This window comes from Priestia sp. ST2, from assembly GCF_055810735.1.
Genome location: NZ_JBVVNT010000001.1, coordinates 885,185 through 900,964 on the forward strand (window position 1 = coordinate 885,185; position 15,780 = coordinate 900,964).

The 15,780-nt window shown below is 37.4% G+C and carries 21 protein-coding genes; 14 read left to right on the top strand and 7 right to left on the bottom strand.

Annotated features, from left to right (window positions below):
* Nucleotides 1-102: 102 nt before the first annotated feature.
* From AC0KUU_RS04485 to AC0KUU_RS04495, 3 genes are read left to right on the top strand one after another with little or no spacing between them, the layout of a single operon-like run.
* The gene (locus AC0KUU_RS04485) at nucleotides 103-471 is read left to right on the top strand and encodes a GntR family transcriptional regulator (protein WP_013058691.1); all 369 of its coding nucleotides are present in this window, start codon (nucleotides 103-105) and stop codon (nucleotides 469-471) included.
* The gene (locus AC0KUU_RS04490; protein WP_043976656.1) at nucleotides 468-1,337 is read left to right on the top strand and encodes an ABC transporter ATP-binding protein; all 870 of its coding nucleotides are present in this window, start codon (nucleotides 468-470) and stop codon (nucleotides 1,335-1,337) included. Before AC0KUU_RS04485 ends, AC0KUU_RS04490 begins: the two co-directional genes overlap by 4 nt.
* Nucleotides 1,337-2,032, top strand: coding sequence for a hypothetical protein (locus tag AC0KUU_RS04495; RefSeq protein ID WP_043976658.1), 696 nt, complete (start codon nucleotides 1,337-1,339; stop codon nucleotides 2,030-2,032). The genes AC0KUU_RS04490 and AC0KUU_RS04495 overlap by 1 nt, the downstream gene beginning before the upstream one ends.
* Nucleotides 2,033-2,072: 40 nt before the next feature.
* Here the strand turns inward: AC0KUU_RS04495 and AC0KUU_RS04500 are convergent, their stop codons facing one another.
* The gene (locus AC0KUU_RS04500) at nucleotides 2,073-2,675 is read right to left on the bottom strand and encodes a DUF3885 domain-containing protein (RefSeq protein WP_013058688.1); all 603 of its coding nucleotides are present in this window, start codon (nucleotides 2,673-2,675) and stop codon (nucleotides 2,073-2,075) included.
* Between the two features lie 230 nt (nucleotides 2,676-2,905).
* Between AC0KUU_RS04500 and AC0KUU_RS04505 the strand changes: the two genes are divergently transcribed.
* Entirely contained in the window at nucleotides 2,906-3,274 is a 369-nt protein-coding gene (locus AC0KUU_RS04505; protein WP_322552376.1) for a hypothetical protein, read from the top strand.
* Nucleotides 3,275-3,280: 6 nt separating this feature from the next.
* On the opposite strand, the gene AC0KUU_RS04510 is transcribed toward AC0KUU_RS04505, so the two are convergent.
* From AC0KUU_RS04510 to AC0KUU_RS04520, 3 genes are read right to left on the bottom strand one after another with little or no spacing between them, the layout of a single operon-like run.
* The gene (locus AC0KUU_RS04510; RefSeq protein ID WP_043976661.1) at nucleotides 3,281-4,408 is read right to left on the bottom strand and encodes a Ger(x)C family spore germination protein; all 1,128 of its coding nucleotides are present in this window, start codon (nucleotides 4,406-4,408) and stop codon (nucleotides 3,281-3,283) included.
* Nucleotides 4,405-5,508 carry a GerAB/ArcD/ProY family transporter gene (locus tag AC0KUU_RS04515; RefSeq protein ID WP_322552375.1) on the bottom strand — a complete coding sequence of 368 codons (1,104 nt, stop codon included), beginning with the start codon at nucleotides 5,506-5,508 and terminating at the stop codon, nucleotides 4,405-4,407. Before AC0KUU_RS04515 ends, AC0KUU_RS04510 begins: the two co-directional genes overlap by 4 nt.
* Before the next feature lie 21 nt (nucleotides 5,509-5,529).
* Nucleotides 5,530-6,960: a spore germination protein gene (locus AC0KUU_RS04520; RefSeq protein WP_016765285.1), complete on the bottom strand. Its 1,431-nt coding sequence runs from the start codon at nucleotides 6,958-6,960 to the stop codon at nucleotides 5,530-5,532.
* A gap of 118 nt (nucleotides 6,961-7,078) precedes the next feature.
* Between AC0KUU_RS04520 and AC0KUU_RS04525 the strand changes: the two genes are divergently transcribed.
* The 4 genes from AC0KUU_RS04525 (at nucleotide 7,079) to AC0KUU_RS04540 (ending at nucleotide 8,424) form a co-directional block, all read left to right on the top strand.
* The gene (locus AC0KUU_RS04525; protein WP_043976663.1) at nucleotides 7,079-7,483 is read left to right on the top strand and encodes a secondary thiamine-phosphate synthase enzyme YjbQ; all 405 of its coding nucleotides are present in this window, start codon (nucleotides 7,079-7,081) and stop codon (nucleotides 7,481-7,483) included.
* Nucleotides 7,484-7,586: 103 nt separating this feature from the next.
* Complete coding sequence (locus AC0KUU_RS04530) at nucleotides 7,587-7,712, top strand: hypothetical protein (protein ID WP_322552374.1); 126 nt, start codon at nucleotides 7,587-7,589, stop codon at nucleotides 7,710-7,712.
* A 57-nt stretch (nucleotides 7,713-7,769) separates the two neighbouring features.
* Complete coding sequence (locus AC0KUU_RS04535; protein ID WP_157842231.1) at nucleotides 7,770-7,940, top strand: hypothetical protein; 171 nt, start codon at nucleotides 7,770-7,772, stop codon at nucleotides 7,938-7,940.
* Nucleotides 7,941-8,298: 358 nt separating this feature from the next.
* Nucleotides 8,299-8,424: a hypothetical protein gene (locus tag AC0KUU_RS04540; RefSeq protein ID WP_013058681.1), complete on the top strand. Its 126-nt coding sequence runs from the start codon at nucleotides 8,299-8,301 to the stop codon at nucleotides 8,422-8,424.
* 149 nt (nucleotides 8,425-8,573) lie between these two features.
* Here AC0KUU_RS04540 and AC0KUU_RS04545 read toward each other — a convergent pair whose 3' ends face one another.
* Together AC0KUU_RS04545 and AC0KUU_RS04550 are read right to left on the bottom strand one after the other, a co-directional pair.
* A complete protein-coding gene (locus AC0KUU_RS04545) occupies nucleotides 8,574-9,116 on the bottom strand; it encodes a 5' nucleotidase, NT5C type (RefSeq protein WP_028415087.1) in 543 nt (180 codons plus the stop codon).
* A gap of 139 nt (nucleotides 9,117-9,255) precedes the next feature.
* Nucleotides 9,256-9,933, bottom strand: coding sequence for a C40 family peptidase (locus AC0KUU_RS04550; protein ID WP_043976667.1), 678 nt, complete (start codon nucleotides 9,931-9,933; stop codon nucleotides 9,256-9,258).
* Nucleotides 9,934-10,278: 345 nt separating this feature from the next.
* Between AC0KUU_RS04550 and pfkA the strand changes: the two genes are divergently transcribed.
* Complete coding sequence (gene pfkA / locus AC0KUU_RS04555) at nucleotides 10,279-11,238, top strand: 6-phosphofructokinase (RefSeq protein ID WP_013058678.1); 960 nt, start codon at nucleotides 10,279-10,281, stop codon at nucleotides 11,236-11,238.
* Between the two features lie 26 nt (nucleotides 11,239-11,264).
* Here pfkA and AC0KUU_RS04560 read toward each other — a convergent pair whose 3' ends face one another.
* Nucleotides 11,265-11,408 carry a hypothetical protein gene (locus AC0KUU_RS04560; RefSeq protein WP_013058677.1) on the bottom strand — a complete coding sequence of 48 codons (144 nt, stop codon included), beginning with the start codon at nucleotides 11,406-11,408 and terminating at the stop codon, nucleotides 11,265-11,267.
* Nucleotides 11,409-11,566: 158 nt separating this feature from the next.
* Between AC0KUU_RS04560 and AC0KUU_RS04565 the strand changes: the two genes are divergently transcribed.
* The 5 genes from AC0KUU_RS04565 to safA all read left to right on the top strand — a co-directional run bounded on the left by AC0KUU_RS04565 (nucleotide 11,567) and on the right by safA (nucleotide 15,780).
* Entirely contained in the window at nucleotides 11,567-11,965 is a 399-nt protein-coding gene (locus AC0KUU_RS04565; protein ID WP_013058676.1) for a universal stress protein, read from the top strand.
* A 12-nt stretch (nucleotides 11,966-11,977) separates the two neighbouring features.
* Nucleotides 11,978-12,697, top strand: coding sequence for an NAD-dependent protein deacylase (locus tag AC0KUU_RS04570; protein ID WP_025750171.1), 720 nt, complete (start codon nucleotides 11,978-11,980; stop codon nucleotides 12,695-12,697).
* A 114-nt stretch (nucleotides 12,698-12,811) separates the two neighbouring features.
* Complete coding sequence (locus AC0KUU_RS04575) at nucleotides 12,812-13,042, top strand: YuzI family membrane protein (RefSeq protein WP_016765278.1); 231 nt, start codon at nucleotides 12,812-12,814, stop codon at nucleotides 13,040-13,042.
* Between the two features lie 612 nt (nucleotides 13,043-13,654).
* On the top strand, nucleotides 13,655-15,019 hold the full coding sequence (locus AC0KUU_RS04580) for a hemolysin family protein (RefSeq protein WP_025750170.1): 1,365 nt from the start codon (nucleotides 13,655-13,657) through the stop codon (nucleotides 15,017-15,019).
* Nucleotides 15,020-15,156: 137 nt separating this feature from the next.
* Nucleotides 15,157-15,780, top strand: coding sequence for a SafA/ExsA family spore coat assembly protein (gene safA, locus AC0KUU_RS04585; RefSeq protein ID WP_078082276.1), 624 nt, complete (start codon nucleotides 15,157-15,159; stop codon nucleotides 15,778-15,780).

Genomic DNA, 15,780 nt, shown 5'->3' on the forward strand with positions numbered 1-15,780 from the left:
ACGGACTTTTTTTCTTTTTTTGGAAATAACACTTGAAAAAATAACCAGTTAGTTATATAGTTAGTTACATTAGTAGTGAACCATTTAAGTGAGGTAGTCAAAATGAAACAATCATTAGATCATCAGCGACCAATTTTTCAACAAATTAAAGAAACCATCGAAGAGAATATTTTGAATGATGCTTTTCCAGAAGAAGAAAGAGTACCGTCTACGAATGAATTTGCCAAAATGTATCGCATTAACCCTGCCACAGCAGCTAAAGGAATTAATCAGCTAGTTGACCACGGAATATTGTATAAAAAGAGAGGGATAGGGATGTTTGTATGTGCGGGCGCCAAAGAAGTATTGCTTACACAAAGAAAAGAAGAATTTTATAACCGTTTTATTGTTCCCCTGAAAAAAGAAGCACAGCATTTGGGGATTACGGTAAACGAGTTAAAAGAGCTGTTAGACAAGGGGGAAATAAAATGAATATAGAAGCGCAGCTGTTAAATAAATGCTATGGATCTAAACAAGTGTTAAAAGACATTTCACTTACGCTAGCAAAAAATAAAATATACGGGTTACTAGGTAGAAATGGAGCGGGCAAAACGACTCTGATGCAAATTGTAGCCGGGCATATTCCAGTTACGACAGGAGAGGTAAAAGTGGGCAATCAATCTCCATTTGAAAACCGCTCTGTCTTGCAAAACATCTGCTTAATTAACGAAAGCGGAAATTTCAAAAAAACATTAAAAGTCAAAGACGTCTTAAAAATTGCGTCACTTTTTTATCCTTACTGGAGCGAAGAAGCTGCTGAGAGGCTTATGGAAGAGTTCGATTTAGATTGTAATATGAAAGTGAAAGCATTATCTAAAGGTATGGAATCAGCATTAGGAATTATTGTTGGGCTATCTTCCCGAACGAGCATCACAATCTTTGATGAACCTTATATTGGACTTGATGCTGCGATGCGAGCGCGTTTTTATGAGCTTCTATTGGATGAATATGAAGAATATCCACGCACGTTCATTATTTCCACACATTTAATTGATGAGGTAAGTAATTTATTTGAAGAAGTACTCATTATGCAAAAAGGAAAGCTGATTCTTCAGGATACGGCAGAAAATTTGCAGCAGCGCTGTGTAAGTGTGAAAGGACCTAAAAGTCAAATTGAAGAATATGAAAAAGGAAAGCAAGTAATCCATGAACAAGTATTCGGAGGAGAGAAAAAAATAGTCCTCTTTAATGAAGATATTTATGCTGAGGAGCTTGTCGACAGTTCATTTCATATAGAAGCTGTTCATATACAGGATATTATGATTTATCTTACAGCAAATCGTGGAGGTGTAGCGTAATGAAAGGACAGTTTGCCGCCATTAGTTATTCGCTCTACGTTGAACTAAAGTATTTAATGATTCGCTTTTGGACGATTCTGTTAGCTTTTGTTGTAGTAGATATTTTAGTTTTCAGTCAGGTGAATGAGCATCTTCTATTAGTAACAAGTATGCCGCAGTACATCTTTTCAGGTATTGTAAGTTTTATTATCATTCGAAAAAGTTTTTCCTTTTGCTTAAAGTTAGGAGCTACTCGTAAAGCATACCTTTTAACGATGACCTGTGTTTTTGCTTTATTTGCAATTGTAATGTCCCTTATCAATGTTGTCATCATGAGCATTTCCATAAAGGTGATTAATAGTTTGAATTTAATGAATGTTCAGCTTTATTATGCGAGCGATTTTATCTTTCATGACCCTACTGTCACTGTTCACTTTTTAACGGACGCTGTATTTATTTTTTTTGTTACAGCAGCATCGTGTTTGCTCGGCAGCATCGTTTACAAATTCGGGCAAACAGGAGGGATGATCACCGGTGCTGTTTTAATTTTACTGTTTACGATTCCAGTGACAAAAGAACCGGTTATTCATTTTATAAAAAGCTTTTCGAACGGGTCGTTGTTACTTACATTCGGAACAATGGTTATCGTAAGCTTCTTATTCTTTCTTATCAACTGGCTGTTTTTAAAAAAAGCGTCTCCTGTCCATCAAGCCTAATAAAAAAAGCAATCATTCCTTTACTGAATGATTGCTTTTTTTATTGTACTTTTTTAGAGCAAGCTGCATCAATATCTAGAATCCAGTCGTGAAACTTTTGCTGAAGAAGTTGAAGAGAAGACTGATTGTTCGATACAATGTCCAGTCCGCGCTCGTCGTATAGGTGGAAGATGGTTTCTTTATTCAAATTCACAATGTAACACTCTTCTTCAATAGCCGGATGAATATGAAGATCGCGGTTGGCAATTGATTGCAAAAGAAGCTTTTCTTTCACATCATTTGTTTTACAGGCAATAATATACTCAGCGTTATTTAATAATGCTACGGATTGAACTTCTTGTTTCTTCAGGCGAGAGCGAATGAATTTTTTAATAGCTGTTTCTTTTTTCTTTTTTAAAAGTAAATCATCCTGTGCAGCATTCGCTTTGAAAACAAGTAACAGCTCATCATTTTTTTCATGGAGTGTCTCAAAAATTTCGTAAGCGCGTGCGTACACATTTTTCATGTATTCTCGTTCCCATACGCCTTTTTGATTGGTAAGCGTAAAACGGATACCTGCGGGCGCGTTATAAAAAAGAGGTCTTTTCATTTGAACATTTGGAAACATTGTTGTTAAGTATGATTGAAGCCGCATTGTAGTCATACGCAACACCTCATTTAGTTTAGTCCTGACTTAATATGTTGAGTTTAGTCTATCACGTGATTAGCTAAATTTGTAAAGAAGTAATGTTATTTAATCAAAAGGTAACCAAACTGTTATATTTTGTTGATTTTGCATTATTTCTTTACACAACCTTTGCGGATGAACAGGTTTTTTCATACGCCTGTCGTATTACTTAACGTAGTAACGACGTGAAGAAAGGATGATATACGGTGAAAAAACAGCTTGTTCTTATTTCAATTATTACAGCTGCTTTCTTTGTGCTCATTTTTCACAAAACGATCTTTCAAGAAGGTAATCCTCTTCCTATTGCATGGAGTATTGTAAAATTAAAATCTTCGGGTGAAGATGTTGTTCAAATATCCGATAAGCCTAAAAGGTATCTCATTCATTCAAATGACTACTTAACGTTTATAAAACAAATGAAAAAGAAAAAAGTGAATTTTCAATATCAAGATGATAAAAATTTTTATTTTAATAACGACAATGAACGCCAGCTGTTCGTCAGCAAAAACTATACCGATAAGTTCACGATTATGGAACTAAAGAAAAAAGAGCTGACTGAAGCTGGCGTTGAGTAATAAGAGCTAATCTCTGCCCTGTGTTCCAAAATCTTTAATTTGAACATGAATATGATAGTCGATGGTCGACTGGCTAAATATTTCATCCCATTCATGCTGATGTTTTTTCCAAAAATGAGGATGATGAATTCGTACGTAATCATGCAGGTCAATCACATCAGCTTTGTAATTATTTTGTAATAAGCGAAGTGTTTTTTCTGCATCTTTTCGAATGATTTTTTCTATTTTTTTTTCGGTGTTCTTTACATTAGAGGCGGCAAGAGCCTGTTTTGAAGTCTCCCAATCTTCTGATAGCCTGCCGCTTGTTTGAACGTTGATGTCAAAATGAACGGAGTGATTTGAATCAATGCGGGCCTTCACATCTTGCTGAACATCTCCAATTTCATAGGAAAAGGGGTATGGACCGTGTTTGCCGTAAATAATTCCGCCTTTAATATTCCCCGTTAACCACGTTAATGCCTCCACTTGGTGCTGAGTTAAGGTGAATTTTGCTTTTTTATCTTTTATGATTGCCGCGCCGTCTATTTCAACGCTATTTTTTATTTTAGAAAGCCGCTGTATTAAAAAGCTTTGATCTGTTTTTAACTTAGCTGATAGCTCTCCCATGGTTAGGGGATTTAGAATTTTGTTCGTTTTGAATTTATTATAAACAAGCTCGTAAATTAAGTTTACAGGCGGTACAGACATTCCTTGAATCGTTAAAACGTTTTTAGCATCGCCTTTTGTAACAAACGCAAGGCTGCTGCGGCGTATTTCATTATCACGTACAAACTGATTGATAAGCGCATCAAGAGGGATGGTCTTGCTTGCTTTTTCTCCTATTAAAAGTGCTCGCTGATGCTGGCTGTATATAGGATCAGATTTCAGCGAAATATTTCGCGTGATTTCATGAATTGTAGGACCAGCTGTTGTAATGTTTTTGTATGGAATGGAAGAAGACATATTTCCGGACTCTGTCTCGGTTAACGTTTGATGAGTCAGCACAAGCTGATTTTTTCCTGTTTTTGGTTCTATTTTCGATGTGATATCCATTGCCACGCCTATAACAAGAGCAAGTTGTTCAATGTTTCGATGATTTGTACAGCCGCACAATAAAAAAATGGTCATCATGACAGGAAGACATTTTTTCGTCATTTGAACACAACCTTTTTTATTTTCATTAACATGCTGAAAAAAAGAGGGATAACCAAAAATGTCACTAAAAATGCCCAGCCTAGAACAGTTGAATAATTCGACACGTCGCTTGCTGTTTTGGGGGCTAAAGAGCTCATAAATAAAGCGGGTACAAGAAAGATAATATTAGTAGTTGATCGGTTTTTGAAAATTTTTTTAAATCCTGAAACAGCTAAAAAGAAATACATTACAAAGGTTAAAAAAAACTGAAGAAGCCAGACAATAAGTAAAAATAATTCAAGCCTCTCAAAGAAAATTCCTTTTACTTCATGCGTCTGAACAAATTCAATCGTAGGCCAGACGGTCGTTTTTACCTCCGGAACGGATAACGCGCCGACAACTAATACGTAAGTGATAATATATAAAAGTAAAGGAATGGAAAATCCGATGATAGAAACTTTTCGTAAATGATTTTTGTTTTTCATATGCTTTGGAAGAAATACAATCGTTTCAATCCCTAAAAAGGAAACAGAGACGGTTGTAAAAGCAGCAAGAAGCGGGCTGAATCCATCGGCTAACACGGGCTGTAAGTTTTTTAAATCGACCATTCCGATACTAAGAAGATATAAGATAAGAAGAATGATGACCGTTACAGGAAAACATAGGGCCATTACTTTTCCAATAGAATTAATACCCCCAGTGATTAAATAGACGCCTGTCAAAATAAACGAAAGGATAATTAATTCAATGGGCATCGTTTCCAGTAAATAGAAATGGATCATTTCTGCCATAGCTCTTACTTCAAAACTTGCTACAGATGTGAAATAAACGACTATAGCGAAGTTGAAGATATTTCCAATCAACTTGCCGGTTACTTCTTGCGTGAAGTCAAACATACAGCTAATCGTAAAATATTTAACCATCCAGACTAAAAAAAGAACAACTCCAATAAACAAAAGGCCGTCCATAATAAGTACAATCCATCCGTCTGCGTTGTTTGTCTGGTTTGTAATGCTGCTTGGCAGTGTTAATAAACCGACGCCCAGCATGGTTGAAGAGATAATTGAAATGGCATAAAAGTCTGAAAGAAGCTTGCTTGATTGTGACTGTGATTGTTCCATATGGTCCTCCTTTTGTCAGTTTTATTTGGCTTTATTTTTAGACTGTTTTAGACTTTTGTTTGGCAGACGAATATAAGAATCTTTCCACGCTTTTTTATTTAACGCAAAAAACGGTTTGAAGTAAGCCATACCAAAACTTTCGAGCTTGGTTAGATGAATGACGAGAACAAGAAAAAACATGGTAACTCCGTATAATCCAAATATTGCTGCAATCATCATAGATACGAAACGCAAAATTCGAAACGAAAGGCCAATTCCGTACTGAGGAACGGTAAAGGACGCAATTGCCGATACAGATACAACAATAATCATAACGGAGCTAACGATATGGGCTTCCACCGCTGCTTGACCAATCACAACCCCGCCTACAAGTCCAACTGTTTGTCCCACAGGAGTAGGGAGACGCAGACCGGCTTCGCGCAATAATTCAAGCGTCACTTCCATAACCACTGCTTCGATAAAAGGAGAAAAAGGAACGTTTTCTCGTGTGGCCGCAATAGTAATAGCAAGCTCCGTCGGAAGCAGACCTTGGTTAAACGAAACGAGTGAAATATAAATAGCTGAAAAGAATAGGGTAATAAAAATAGACAAGTACCTTAGTAATCTTAGCAACGAACCAGCTATCCATCTTTCGTAATAATCGTCGGGTGATTTCATAATCATATCGAAAGTTGTAGGCACTAAAAGAGCAAAAGGAGAGCCATCTACTAAAATGGCTACTCGCCCTTCATTCACCGCAGCGAGAACACGATCCGGTCTTTCTGTATTTTGTACTTGAGGGAACGGTGAGTAAGGTGCTTCTTCTAAAAATTCTTCAATCATTCCTGAGTCTTGAATGTTATCTAAAGGAATGTCTAATAATTTCTCTCGGACTTGATTCACGATGTGAGTTTGACAGTGTTTATTATGAAAAACGATACTTGTTCGATGTTCCTTTGTATTTCCAATATAAATGTCTTCAATAACCATTTCTTCTTCGGTAGAACGCTGCCTTAAAAGGCCAAGGTTTTCATCTAAGTTTTCGATCAGAGCAATTTTAGGGCCGCGCACTACTTTTTCTGTTGTAGGTTCACTTAAAGAGCGCTGTTTGGTCATAGACATATTCAGCGAGTATGCCGTGGTGCTTTCGCTAATGAACAGCAAAGGCTGACCTTTAAAAAAACACGAGATCGCTTGCTTGTATGTATAAACTTCTTTGTCTTTAATGACAGAAATAAACGAATCGATGTCATCGAGTGTTTGCGTTTCACTTTTTGCTTTTGTCTCAACAACATGCTGAGTAAGATTATCAAGTTTTTCTCCGTCTACTAATCCTTGGAGATAAATAATACATATATATTTTGTGGGAGACAGCCATAATTTTTTGGAACCAACGTCTGTATTTTGACCCACCAAATCTAGAAACGTTTGAACGGTGTAGTCTGCATTGGGCTGAAATTTTGAATCGAGCATAAATAAACTCACCGCCTGTTGTGTTAATGAGCTTAGTGTTTACGATGTAAAAACGAGTTATGCGAAAAATGTGGAAGAATAGAAAAGATATGTTATGGTAAAGAAAAGAGGTGATGGTATGCTACATTCATTTACGTTAAAAACGAATAAGCGTGATGAAATGATTGACGTGACGAGTCAGGTACAAGCATTAATAAGAACAGAAGGATTAAAAGAAGGGGCTGTAGTTGTTTACTGTCCTCATACAACCGCTGGTATAACAATTAATGAAAATGCGGATCCGGATGTAAAAACCGATATGATCCGACGCTTCGATGAAGTATATCCTTGGGAACATAAGTTAGATCTTCATATGGAAGGAAATACGGCGGCGCATCTCAAAGCGAGCACGGTCGGCTCCTCTCAGCATATAATCGTTCACGATGGGCAGCTGCTGCTAGGAACGTGGCAAGGAATTTATTTTTGTGAGTTTGATGGACCAAGGACTCGTACGTATTATGTAAAAATTTTATCGGCACAATAACTTTTTTTCATACGTCATTGTCCAACTTTTTTCTGAAAATTGTTATAAAACAAAGTTGATTTAATATAAATGTTATATAACAGTTAAAGGGAGAGATTGAACAATGGAAAAGATAAGTGCAGAACAAGAAGTAGTAAAAAAAGAAAATGAAAAAACAAATTTTACATGGGTGGAAGAATACCCAACCATTTTAGACATTGTCAATGAGTATTACAGTACGTGTCGATAAATAAAGTGAAGAGACAAAATTATTTTAATTGAAAGAAGATCCGAATGAGTTTGATTCTTGCTTGAGAATTTAACGCGTTCGGATTTTTTCATTGGTAGGGTGGACGTAGGTTTCGTATATGTAGGCGAGGAGGCTCATCGGACGCTGACGGAAAACGAAGTCTTACACGGAAATCAACAGCGATGCAACAAGCAGTCGAGATCATTTATCTCACTTGTTCGTCTTTAGGTTGGATTGATTTAGTTATGTCTTAATATCTTTTTTTATAAAAAAAGATATAATAGTAGCAATTTTCCTAAAAGGTTTAATATAATAAATATTAGGGTGCTGAATTGTATGAAATAAAGATAAAACGCATCGTTTCATACTATTTCCTTTTTTACCGCTAGTATAGCCTTGAAGAAAAAGTTTCATTTGATATACTAACTATACGCTTAGTCTTTAAGAGAAAGATGAAGATTCATTGTCATTGTTACACGCAGTGAATGAGCTGCCTTTGCTTGGCGAAAACGTCGTACAAACAAAGACAGATAGCGAATTGTTTTGGGTGCGTTCATTTAGTTCAAAACAGGGAGGCGATTAGTCTATGTTACTTGTACGTATGGCCATGATTGGTTTCTTTTCATTAACAGCCATATCATTGTTTTCTTTTCAGTCCGTTGAAATTATCCATGCCATTATGGACTTTTTCTCATCAGCTGATAAGTACTAAAAAACGATATCTTTTTTAAATAAAAAGCGGATAACCCTTAGGGGCTATCCGTCAAAAACCGCCCAAAAGGCGGTTTTTTTATGCTTATAGCTGTGCTAACAAACGCACTGCATTCATTCTCTGATGACAAAGTCCACGTGTTTTTTAGCTTAACATTCGTTAAAATAAGTATTTACGTACTGTTCAAACTGAAGCCAATCGTCCACGCGAGGGACATTTACTTCTTCGTTATACGGGTAGCTCATGGCAACAGCATGGCGACCTGTAGCTTGAAAAGCCTTCAAATTATGCGGTGCATCATCAAATAGCAAGTCTCCGTATATTTTATCTTTTTGGTGTGTAAACACGATATTGTATTTTCCAATAAACGGAAGGTGTTTCTCGACCCACTGCTCTTTTTCTGTATAAGCATAGGTACGGCTGCTTGTAACAATTAAAATGGAAAACCTTTCATAAAGTCGTTTAAGAACCTCAACAGCATGAGGGAGAGGTTGTAAATGTAAAAAAAGCCCCGGCTGATCGAGGTAGTCATAAATTTTCGTGCCGCATTCCGGCTTTACATACTTTTCTGATTCCCAGCATTTTAACTTTTCAACCGATAAGCTGTCGCAATAATCTTTGTTATATTGGTTATGCCAATCCGTCATAAGATCACAAATGACAGAATCCATGTCAATTAAAAGGGTGTGCATTTATTCAACTTCCTTTACAGTATTCATCTACACGCTTGGTTTTGCAATGTAATGTGCTGCTTCTACTATACCAAATCTTTTACATGCAGAAAAAGAGCAAGCCGCATCAAAATCGCACAGCTTGCCCTTTTTATAGAAACTACATTCTTTTAGCACCTAAATAGCGTTTGCTCCAATAGCTCTCTTTTAGAGAAGAGATGCTCACACCTTTAGATGAAGAGCAGTGAAGAAACTGGTTATTTCCTAAATAAATTCCTGCATGAGAAGGCCCTTTTGTATAGGTTTGGAAGAACACAATATCTCCAGCTTTTGGACTTGAGACGCGCGTTCCTTTTTGATAAATTTGAGCTACTGTTCGAGGAAGCTGAACCCCGCCTCCATGTTTGAATGCATAGCCAATAAAACCGCTGCAGTCAAAGCCGCTTGGCGTTGTTCCGCCCCAGCGATATCGAACGCCCATATACTGTTTTCCTTTGTTAATCACTGCGTTAGGGTTATAGCGCGCTGAGCTAGAAGTCGATTTACCCTTTGCTGAAACGCCTAGTTTAGCATACGTTCCCTTTCCGACAATACCATCTGCTGCTAGTCCATTTTTGCGCTGAAATGATTTTACAGCAGAAGTTGTAACAGTCCCAAAGTATGTAGTCGTATTCCCTTTAAAATAACCTTTATTTTTCAACGTTTGTTGTAGTTGTTTAACATCTTGGTGATTCATGCCTTGGCGAAGCGTTTGGTCGCCTAGAGCCGCTTGGCTGACAATCGGGCTAGTAGAAACAATAACGCCAGCAAGCGTAAGAGCTGCTATTACTTTTTTCATAAAACTAGTACCCCCTGAAAATTTTTCCTGATTTGAGTAAATTCATCATATCATCTTTCGACAGTGTTCTACGTTACAATTTCATTACATATATGAAAAAAATGAAATATAAAGGTGAATATAGTCTTATAAAAGCTGTAACTAAAAGGGTTCTTTAGATGTGCAATATTGCTAGAAAAACTTTGAATATTTGACGGTAAATAACTAAAAGATATGAAAAAGTATGTACATTTAAAATTTAACAAAGAAATATGTTGTGAATTACTACACAAAAAGTTCGAACTCGGGTAAAATGTAGAACTATAATATAGTAGTCATGTATGTGACTTTGATGAGGTGAAAGTAATGAAAAGAATAGGTGTATTAACAAGCGGCGGAGATTCTCCAGGTATGAATCCTGCGGTTCGTGCTGTTGTGCGTAAAGCAATTCATGAAGGTATGGAAGTTTACGGTATCTATCAAGGGTATCAAGGATTAATAGAAGGAAATATTAAAAAGCTAGAAGTTGGAGATGTCGGTGACATCATTCAACGCGGCGGAACTATGCTTTATTCTGCAAGATGCCCAGAATTCAAAACAGAAGAAGGGCGTTTAAAAGGTATTGAAAACCTTAAGAAGCACGGTATTGAAGGCTTAGTAGTTATTGGTGGAGACGGATCATATATGGGAGCTGTAAAACTAACAGAGCTTGGTTTCCCTTGTATCGGTATCCCAGGAACAATTGATAACGACATTCCAGGAACAGATTTTACATTAGGGTTTGATACGGCTCTTCATACGGTTATCGATGCTATTGATAAAATCCGTGATACGGCGACTTCTCATGAACGTACGTTTATTATTGAAGTTATGGGTCGTAATGCAGGAGACATTGCTCTTTGGTCAGGTCTTGCTGGCGGTGCGGAAACAATCCTTATTCCAGAAGCAAAAGATGAGTTCCAAGAAATGGTTGACCGTTTGAGAAAAGGACAAGAGCGCGGTAAAAAGCACAGCATTATCGTAGTAGCTGAAGGCGTAGCCAATGGTAATGAAGTAGCGAAGCAGCTGCATGAAGCTGCAGGTATTGAAACGCGTGTAACAGTATTAGGACACATTCAGCGCGGTGGTTCCCCAACTGCTCAAGATCGTGTGCTAGGAAGCCGTTTCGGCGGTCGTGCAGTCGAGCTTCTGCTAGAAGGTAAAGGCGGCCGTGCAATCGGTATCCGTAAAAATGAAATTGTAGATTATGATATTATGGAAATTTTAGGTGAACCTCACCATATCAATGCTGATATGTACCGTTTATCTAAAGAGCTTTCAATCTAATCACAGTATGGCTGAGGCGAAACTTCTTATATGGAAGGAGTTTCGTCTTTTTTTGATTGCATCCCTGTTCCTTCGCAGTGTTTGCATGTTTTCATGTAACCGATACCAGGAATAACGGCTAGCTTTCCGAGTCCTTTGCAAAAGGTGCAAATTAATTCAAAACCAAACATCGTTCCATCCCCTCTGTACAAGTTTTCTTTCAGTTTATCATAAAAGTAGACAAATAATTTTAAAAATTATAGAAATAATCAAAAAAATGATTACATTTGAACAGCGAGTGATATAGTAAAGAGAGAAGACCATTTTACAAAAGAGGAGAGGAAGCGTGATGTTTAAACGAATTTTACTTGCCTCAGATGGCTCAGAGCATGCAGCTAAAGCAACAGAAAAAGCTGTTCAGCTGGCTCAGCTGACGGAAAACAGTTTTATTCAGGTCATTTATGCAGTAGAGGGTGATTCAAGATTAAAATCACTTAGCCGCGATGAGGAACGTGAAAGCCGGATACATACAACAGATGAAATTTTAAAGCAAGGAAACGTGGAGTATGAGATTACGTTTATGCACGGAGACGCGGCTAAAACAGTGATTCAATTTGCTAATCAAAATTCATTTGACCTTGTAGTAATAGGAAGCAGAGGGTTAAATCCTGTAAAAGGCATGCTGCTTGGAAGCGTGAGTTCTAAGATTGCACAGCAAGTAACGATTCCTGTGCTAATTGTTAAATAGGAGAGAAATGCAATGGTAAAACAGTACAAAGAATTAAAACAGCTCATTGATGATGCTAAACACATTTGTTTTTTTACGGGAGCAGGAATGAGCACAGAGTCGGGCATACCGGACTTTCGCTCTCAAAATGGCTTATATCGCCAAAATAAAAGCTTTGTGGACATAGTAGCTGCTGACTTCTATGAGCAATATCCTCATGAATTTTGGCCGCTGTTTAAAGAAATTTTTCATATTAAAATGCTGCATCAGTATAAAGCAAATACGGGCCATCGCTTTATTGCTGAACTAGAAGAAGCCAAAACCGTGCATGTAATTACGCAAAATATTGATGGCTTGCACCAAGATGCAGGAAGCACGAACGTCTTTGAAATTCATGGGTCCATTAAGAGAGCTCATTGTCCAAGCTGTAAAGAAGAGTATGACTTAGCGTATTTAAATCAGTCAGCTCTCCCACAATGTACAGCGTGTGAGCGCCTTTTAAAGCCAAATGTTGTTCTTTTTGGAGATGCCATTCATCAGTTCGATGAAGCAGTTACAGCAGCGCTGTCATCTGATTTATTCATCGTGCTTGGTTCATCGCTTGAAGTAGCACCGATTAATCAGATTCCGCTGCTTGTGAGCCGGTACAATCGTACAAACATGGTGATGATTAATAAAGAACCTACGCATTATGATTATTTGTTTGATTTGGTTATCTATGATTCCATTGGACAAGTGGTCGCAAATTTATAAGCGTCTATGCATGGACATAGCGCTTTTTTAGCATTTAGTGATAAAGTGTAGGGATGTATCATATGGTGTAGTACATCATCCATTCGCTAATGGATAGAAGGGATGTTTGCGCATATGAGTGGAGGCTTGAGAGTTTGTCTCTTCATTGTTGGTATTGCACTCAAAGTGACAGCTGTTTTGACTTTGATTTTTGAAATGAATCTTGTCCCTATTCACGGAAGGAGTCTCACTTATTATGCTGAAGCAATAGGTATGAAACTCCCCATTATCTGTTTTGTCCTTGGTTTTTTTTGTGTAGCAGCAAGCTTTTATTTACCTGCTAAAAATCGCCGTACCAGTAAATAGCAAGGGCAGGAGACTAACTAAAACGTTTGACTGCAAAGTTTTTAACATTTAAAATAAAGTCAATAAGTTTAAAAAGAAATAGGATAATTATTCCTTATTCTTTTTAGATATACGGAAATAGAGGTGATTGGATGGGGCAGTGTACCACGTTGGCGAAGTAGCATTATATGCACCAGTGTCAAAGCGTACAATACAGTATTATATAAACCTACATTTGCTTCACGCATATCGCTCTTTATCACATAATCGCTCTTTTAAGACGTTAACAGACTTTAACTTTATAAAGATTGTAAACTACTAAATTTTTTATAAATGAATGGAAGAGAGAATCAGCGCTGAAGCAACATCATGAAATGAAGCGATGTGAGCCATTGCTTCACATCTAGAACAGCTGAATAAAGAATGACCTGCTACATTAACGAGTGAAACGTGAGATAAGGAAGAAAGACTGGCAGTTTTGCTCCATATAAAAATGTTTATACATTTATCATTTGATTCCTCCTTATATGCACTTTTCCAAGTGATCAGTACAGGGATAGAGTTCTTTATCCAAATTTTTTATTTTTTAGGAGGTGAGTCCTTACTCGTTTTTAAACGAGCTAAGGAACTTGATTGGACATATTTAACTTGATTTTACTAGCGGTACTGATTGCATTAACTGCTTTTTTCGTTGCTACCGAGTTTGCGATTATTCGCGTGAGGAGTTCCAAAGTGGATCAGCTTATAGCAGAAGGGAGCAGCAATGCAAAAGCTGCGAAGCAAGTTATTTCAAACTTAGATGAATACTTATCTGCGTGTCAGCTTGGTATTACGATTACTGCGCTGGGAATTGGTTGGTTAGGAGAGCCTACACTTTCGCATCTCCTGTCCCCATTACTTGATCAACTAGGGATAAGCGGAGCTTTAACAAAAGTACTATCTGTTGCGATTTCTTTTGCGGTTGTTACATTTATAAACGTTGTGGTCGGAGAGCTTGCTCCGAAAACATTTGCAATTCAAAAAGCAGAGAAAGTCACTTTATTATTTGTTCGTCCGCTTATACTCTTTTATAAAGTAACCTATCCTTTCATTTGGCTATTAAACAGTTCTTCTCGTTTAATAACAGGGTTATTTGGTCTAAAGCCTGCTTCAGAAAATGAGCTTGCACACAGTGAAGAAGAGCTTCGCATCTTGTTATCAGAAAGCTATAAAAGCGGTGAAATCAATCAATCGGAGTTTAAATATGTAAGTAAGATTTTTGACTTTGATGATCGCGTTGCCAAGGAGATTATGGTGCCGCGTACGGAAGTCGTTTCGATTGACCAGGAAGATACGGTCGAATACATCCTTGAGATGGTCCAAGAAGAGCGGTTTACCCGCTATCCGGTCATCGATGGAGATAAAGACCATATTATTGGAATGGTCAATATGAAAGAGATTTTAACCGAGATTGTCATGAACAACAGCAAGGAAAAAATAAATTTAAAACAGTATATCCGTCCTGTTATTGAAGTAATTGAATCGATTCCTATTCATGATTTATTGCTTAAGATGCAGCGTGAACGCATCCATATGGCTATTTTAATTGATGAATACGGAGGAACAGCAGGGATTGTAACAGTAGAGGATATTTTAGAGGAAATTGTCGGTGAAATTCGTGATGAATTTGATGCGGATGAACTTCCATTAATTCAGAAAGTCAAACCCGATCATTATATTGTAGATGGAAAATTATTAGTAAGTGAGCTTAACGAGTTGCTTGGCACAACAATTGATGATACGGATGTTGATACAATTGGAGGCTGGGTATTGACGGAAAAATATGACGTCAAGCAAGGAGAAAGCCTTAGCTTTGATCAGTATGACTTTACCGTTACGAAAATGGAAGGCCATCATATTCAATATATTGATGTGATCAAAAAACGTCAGGTGCATCAAAGCACGGATGAAGCGGTTAATGTTTCAGACATGAATCAGTCACAGGCTTTATCTTCGTAACAAAAAGGCGCATTGCAAAAGAGCAATGCGCCTTTCTTATGGAAAAAGCGTGCTGGGAAGATGATAAAGTAATATGATGGAACTAAGGGATAATATTACCGCTATGAATCTTAAAATCAATTTGCTTTAATAAAAGTATGAAAACTCTATCAAAACTTTTATTAGTAACACTGTTGTCTGTCACTCTAGCTTTTGGTCTTAATAACACTGCGCAAGCAGCAACCGTACATACCGTTCAATCGGGAGATACGATGTGGAAAATAGCAGTAAAATATCAGGTTGGCGTTTCCGAGCTGATTGAAGCGAATTCTGCTATTAAAAATCCTAATTCGATCTATCCGGGACAGAAAATTACTATTCCAACCGATAAAGCAGGAAGTTCATACGAAGAGCAAGTAGTTCAGCTAGTGAATCAAGAACGTGCTAAAGTAGGACTTAAGCCTTTAAAGTCTAATTGGGAAGTAGCTCGCGTTGCTCGCTATAAATCGCAGGATATGATTGATAAAAATTATTTCAGTCATACATCGCCTACATATGGAAGTCCGTTCGACATGATGAAAAACTTTGGTATTACATACAGTACAGCAGGTGAAAATATCGCTGCTGGACAAGCAACTCCAAAAGAAGTGGTTAACGCATGGATGAATAGCGAAGGTCACCGTAAAAACATACTATCGAGTCAATTTACCGAAATTGGAGTAGGTTACGCTAAAGGTGGAAGCTACGGTCATTACTGGACTCAAATGTTCATTTCAAACTAA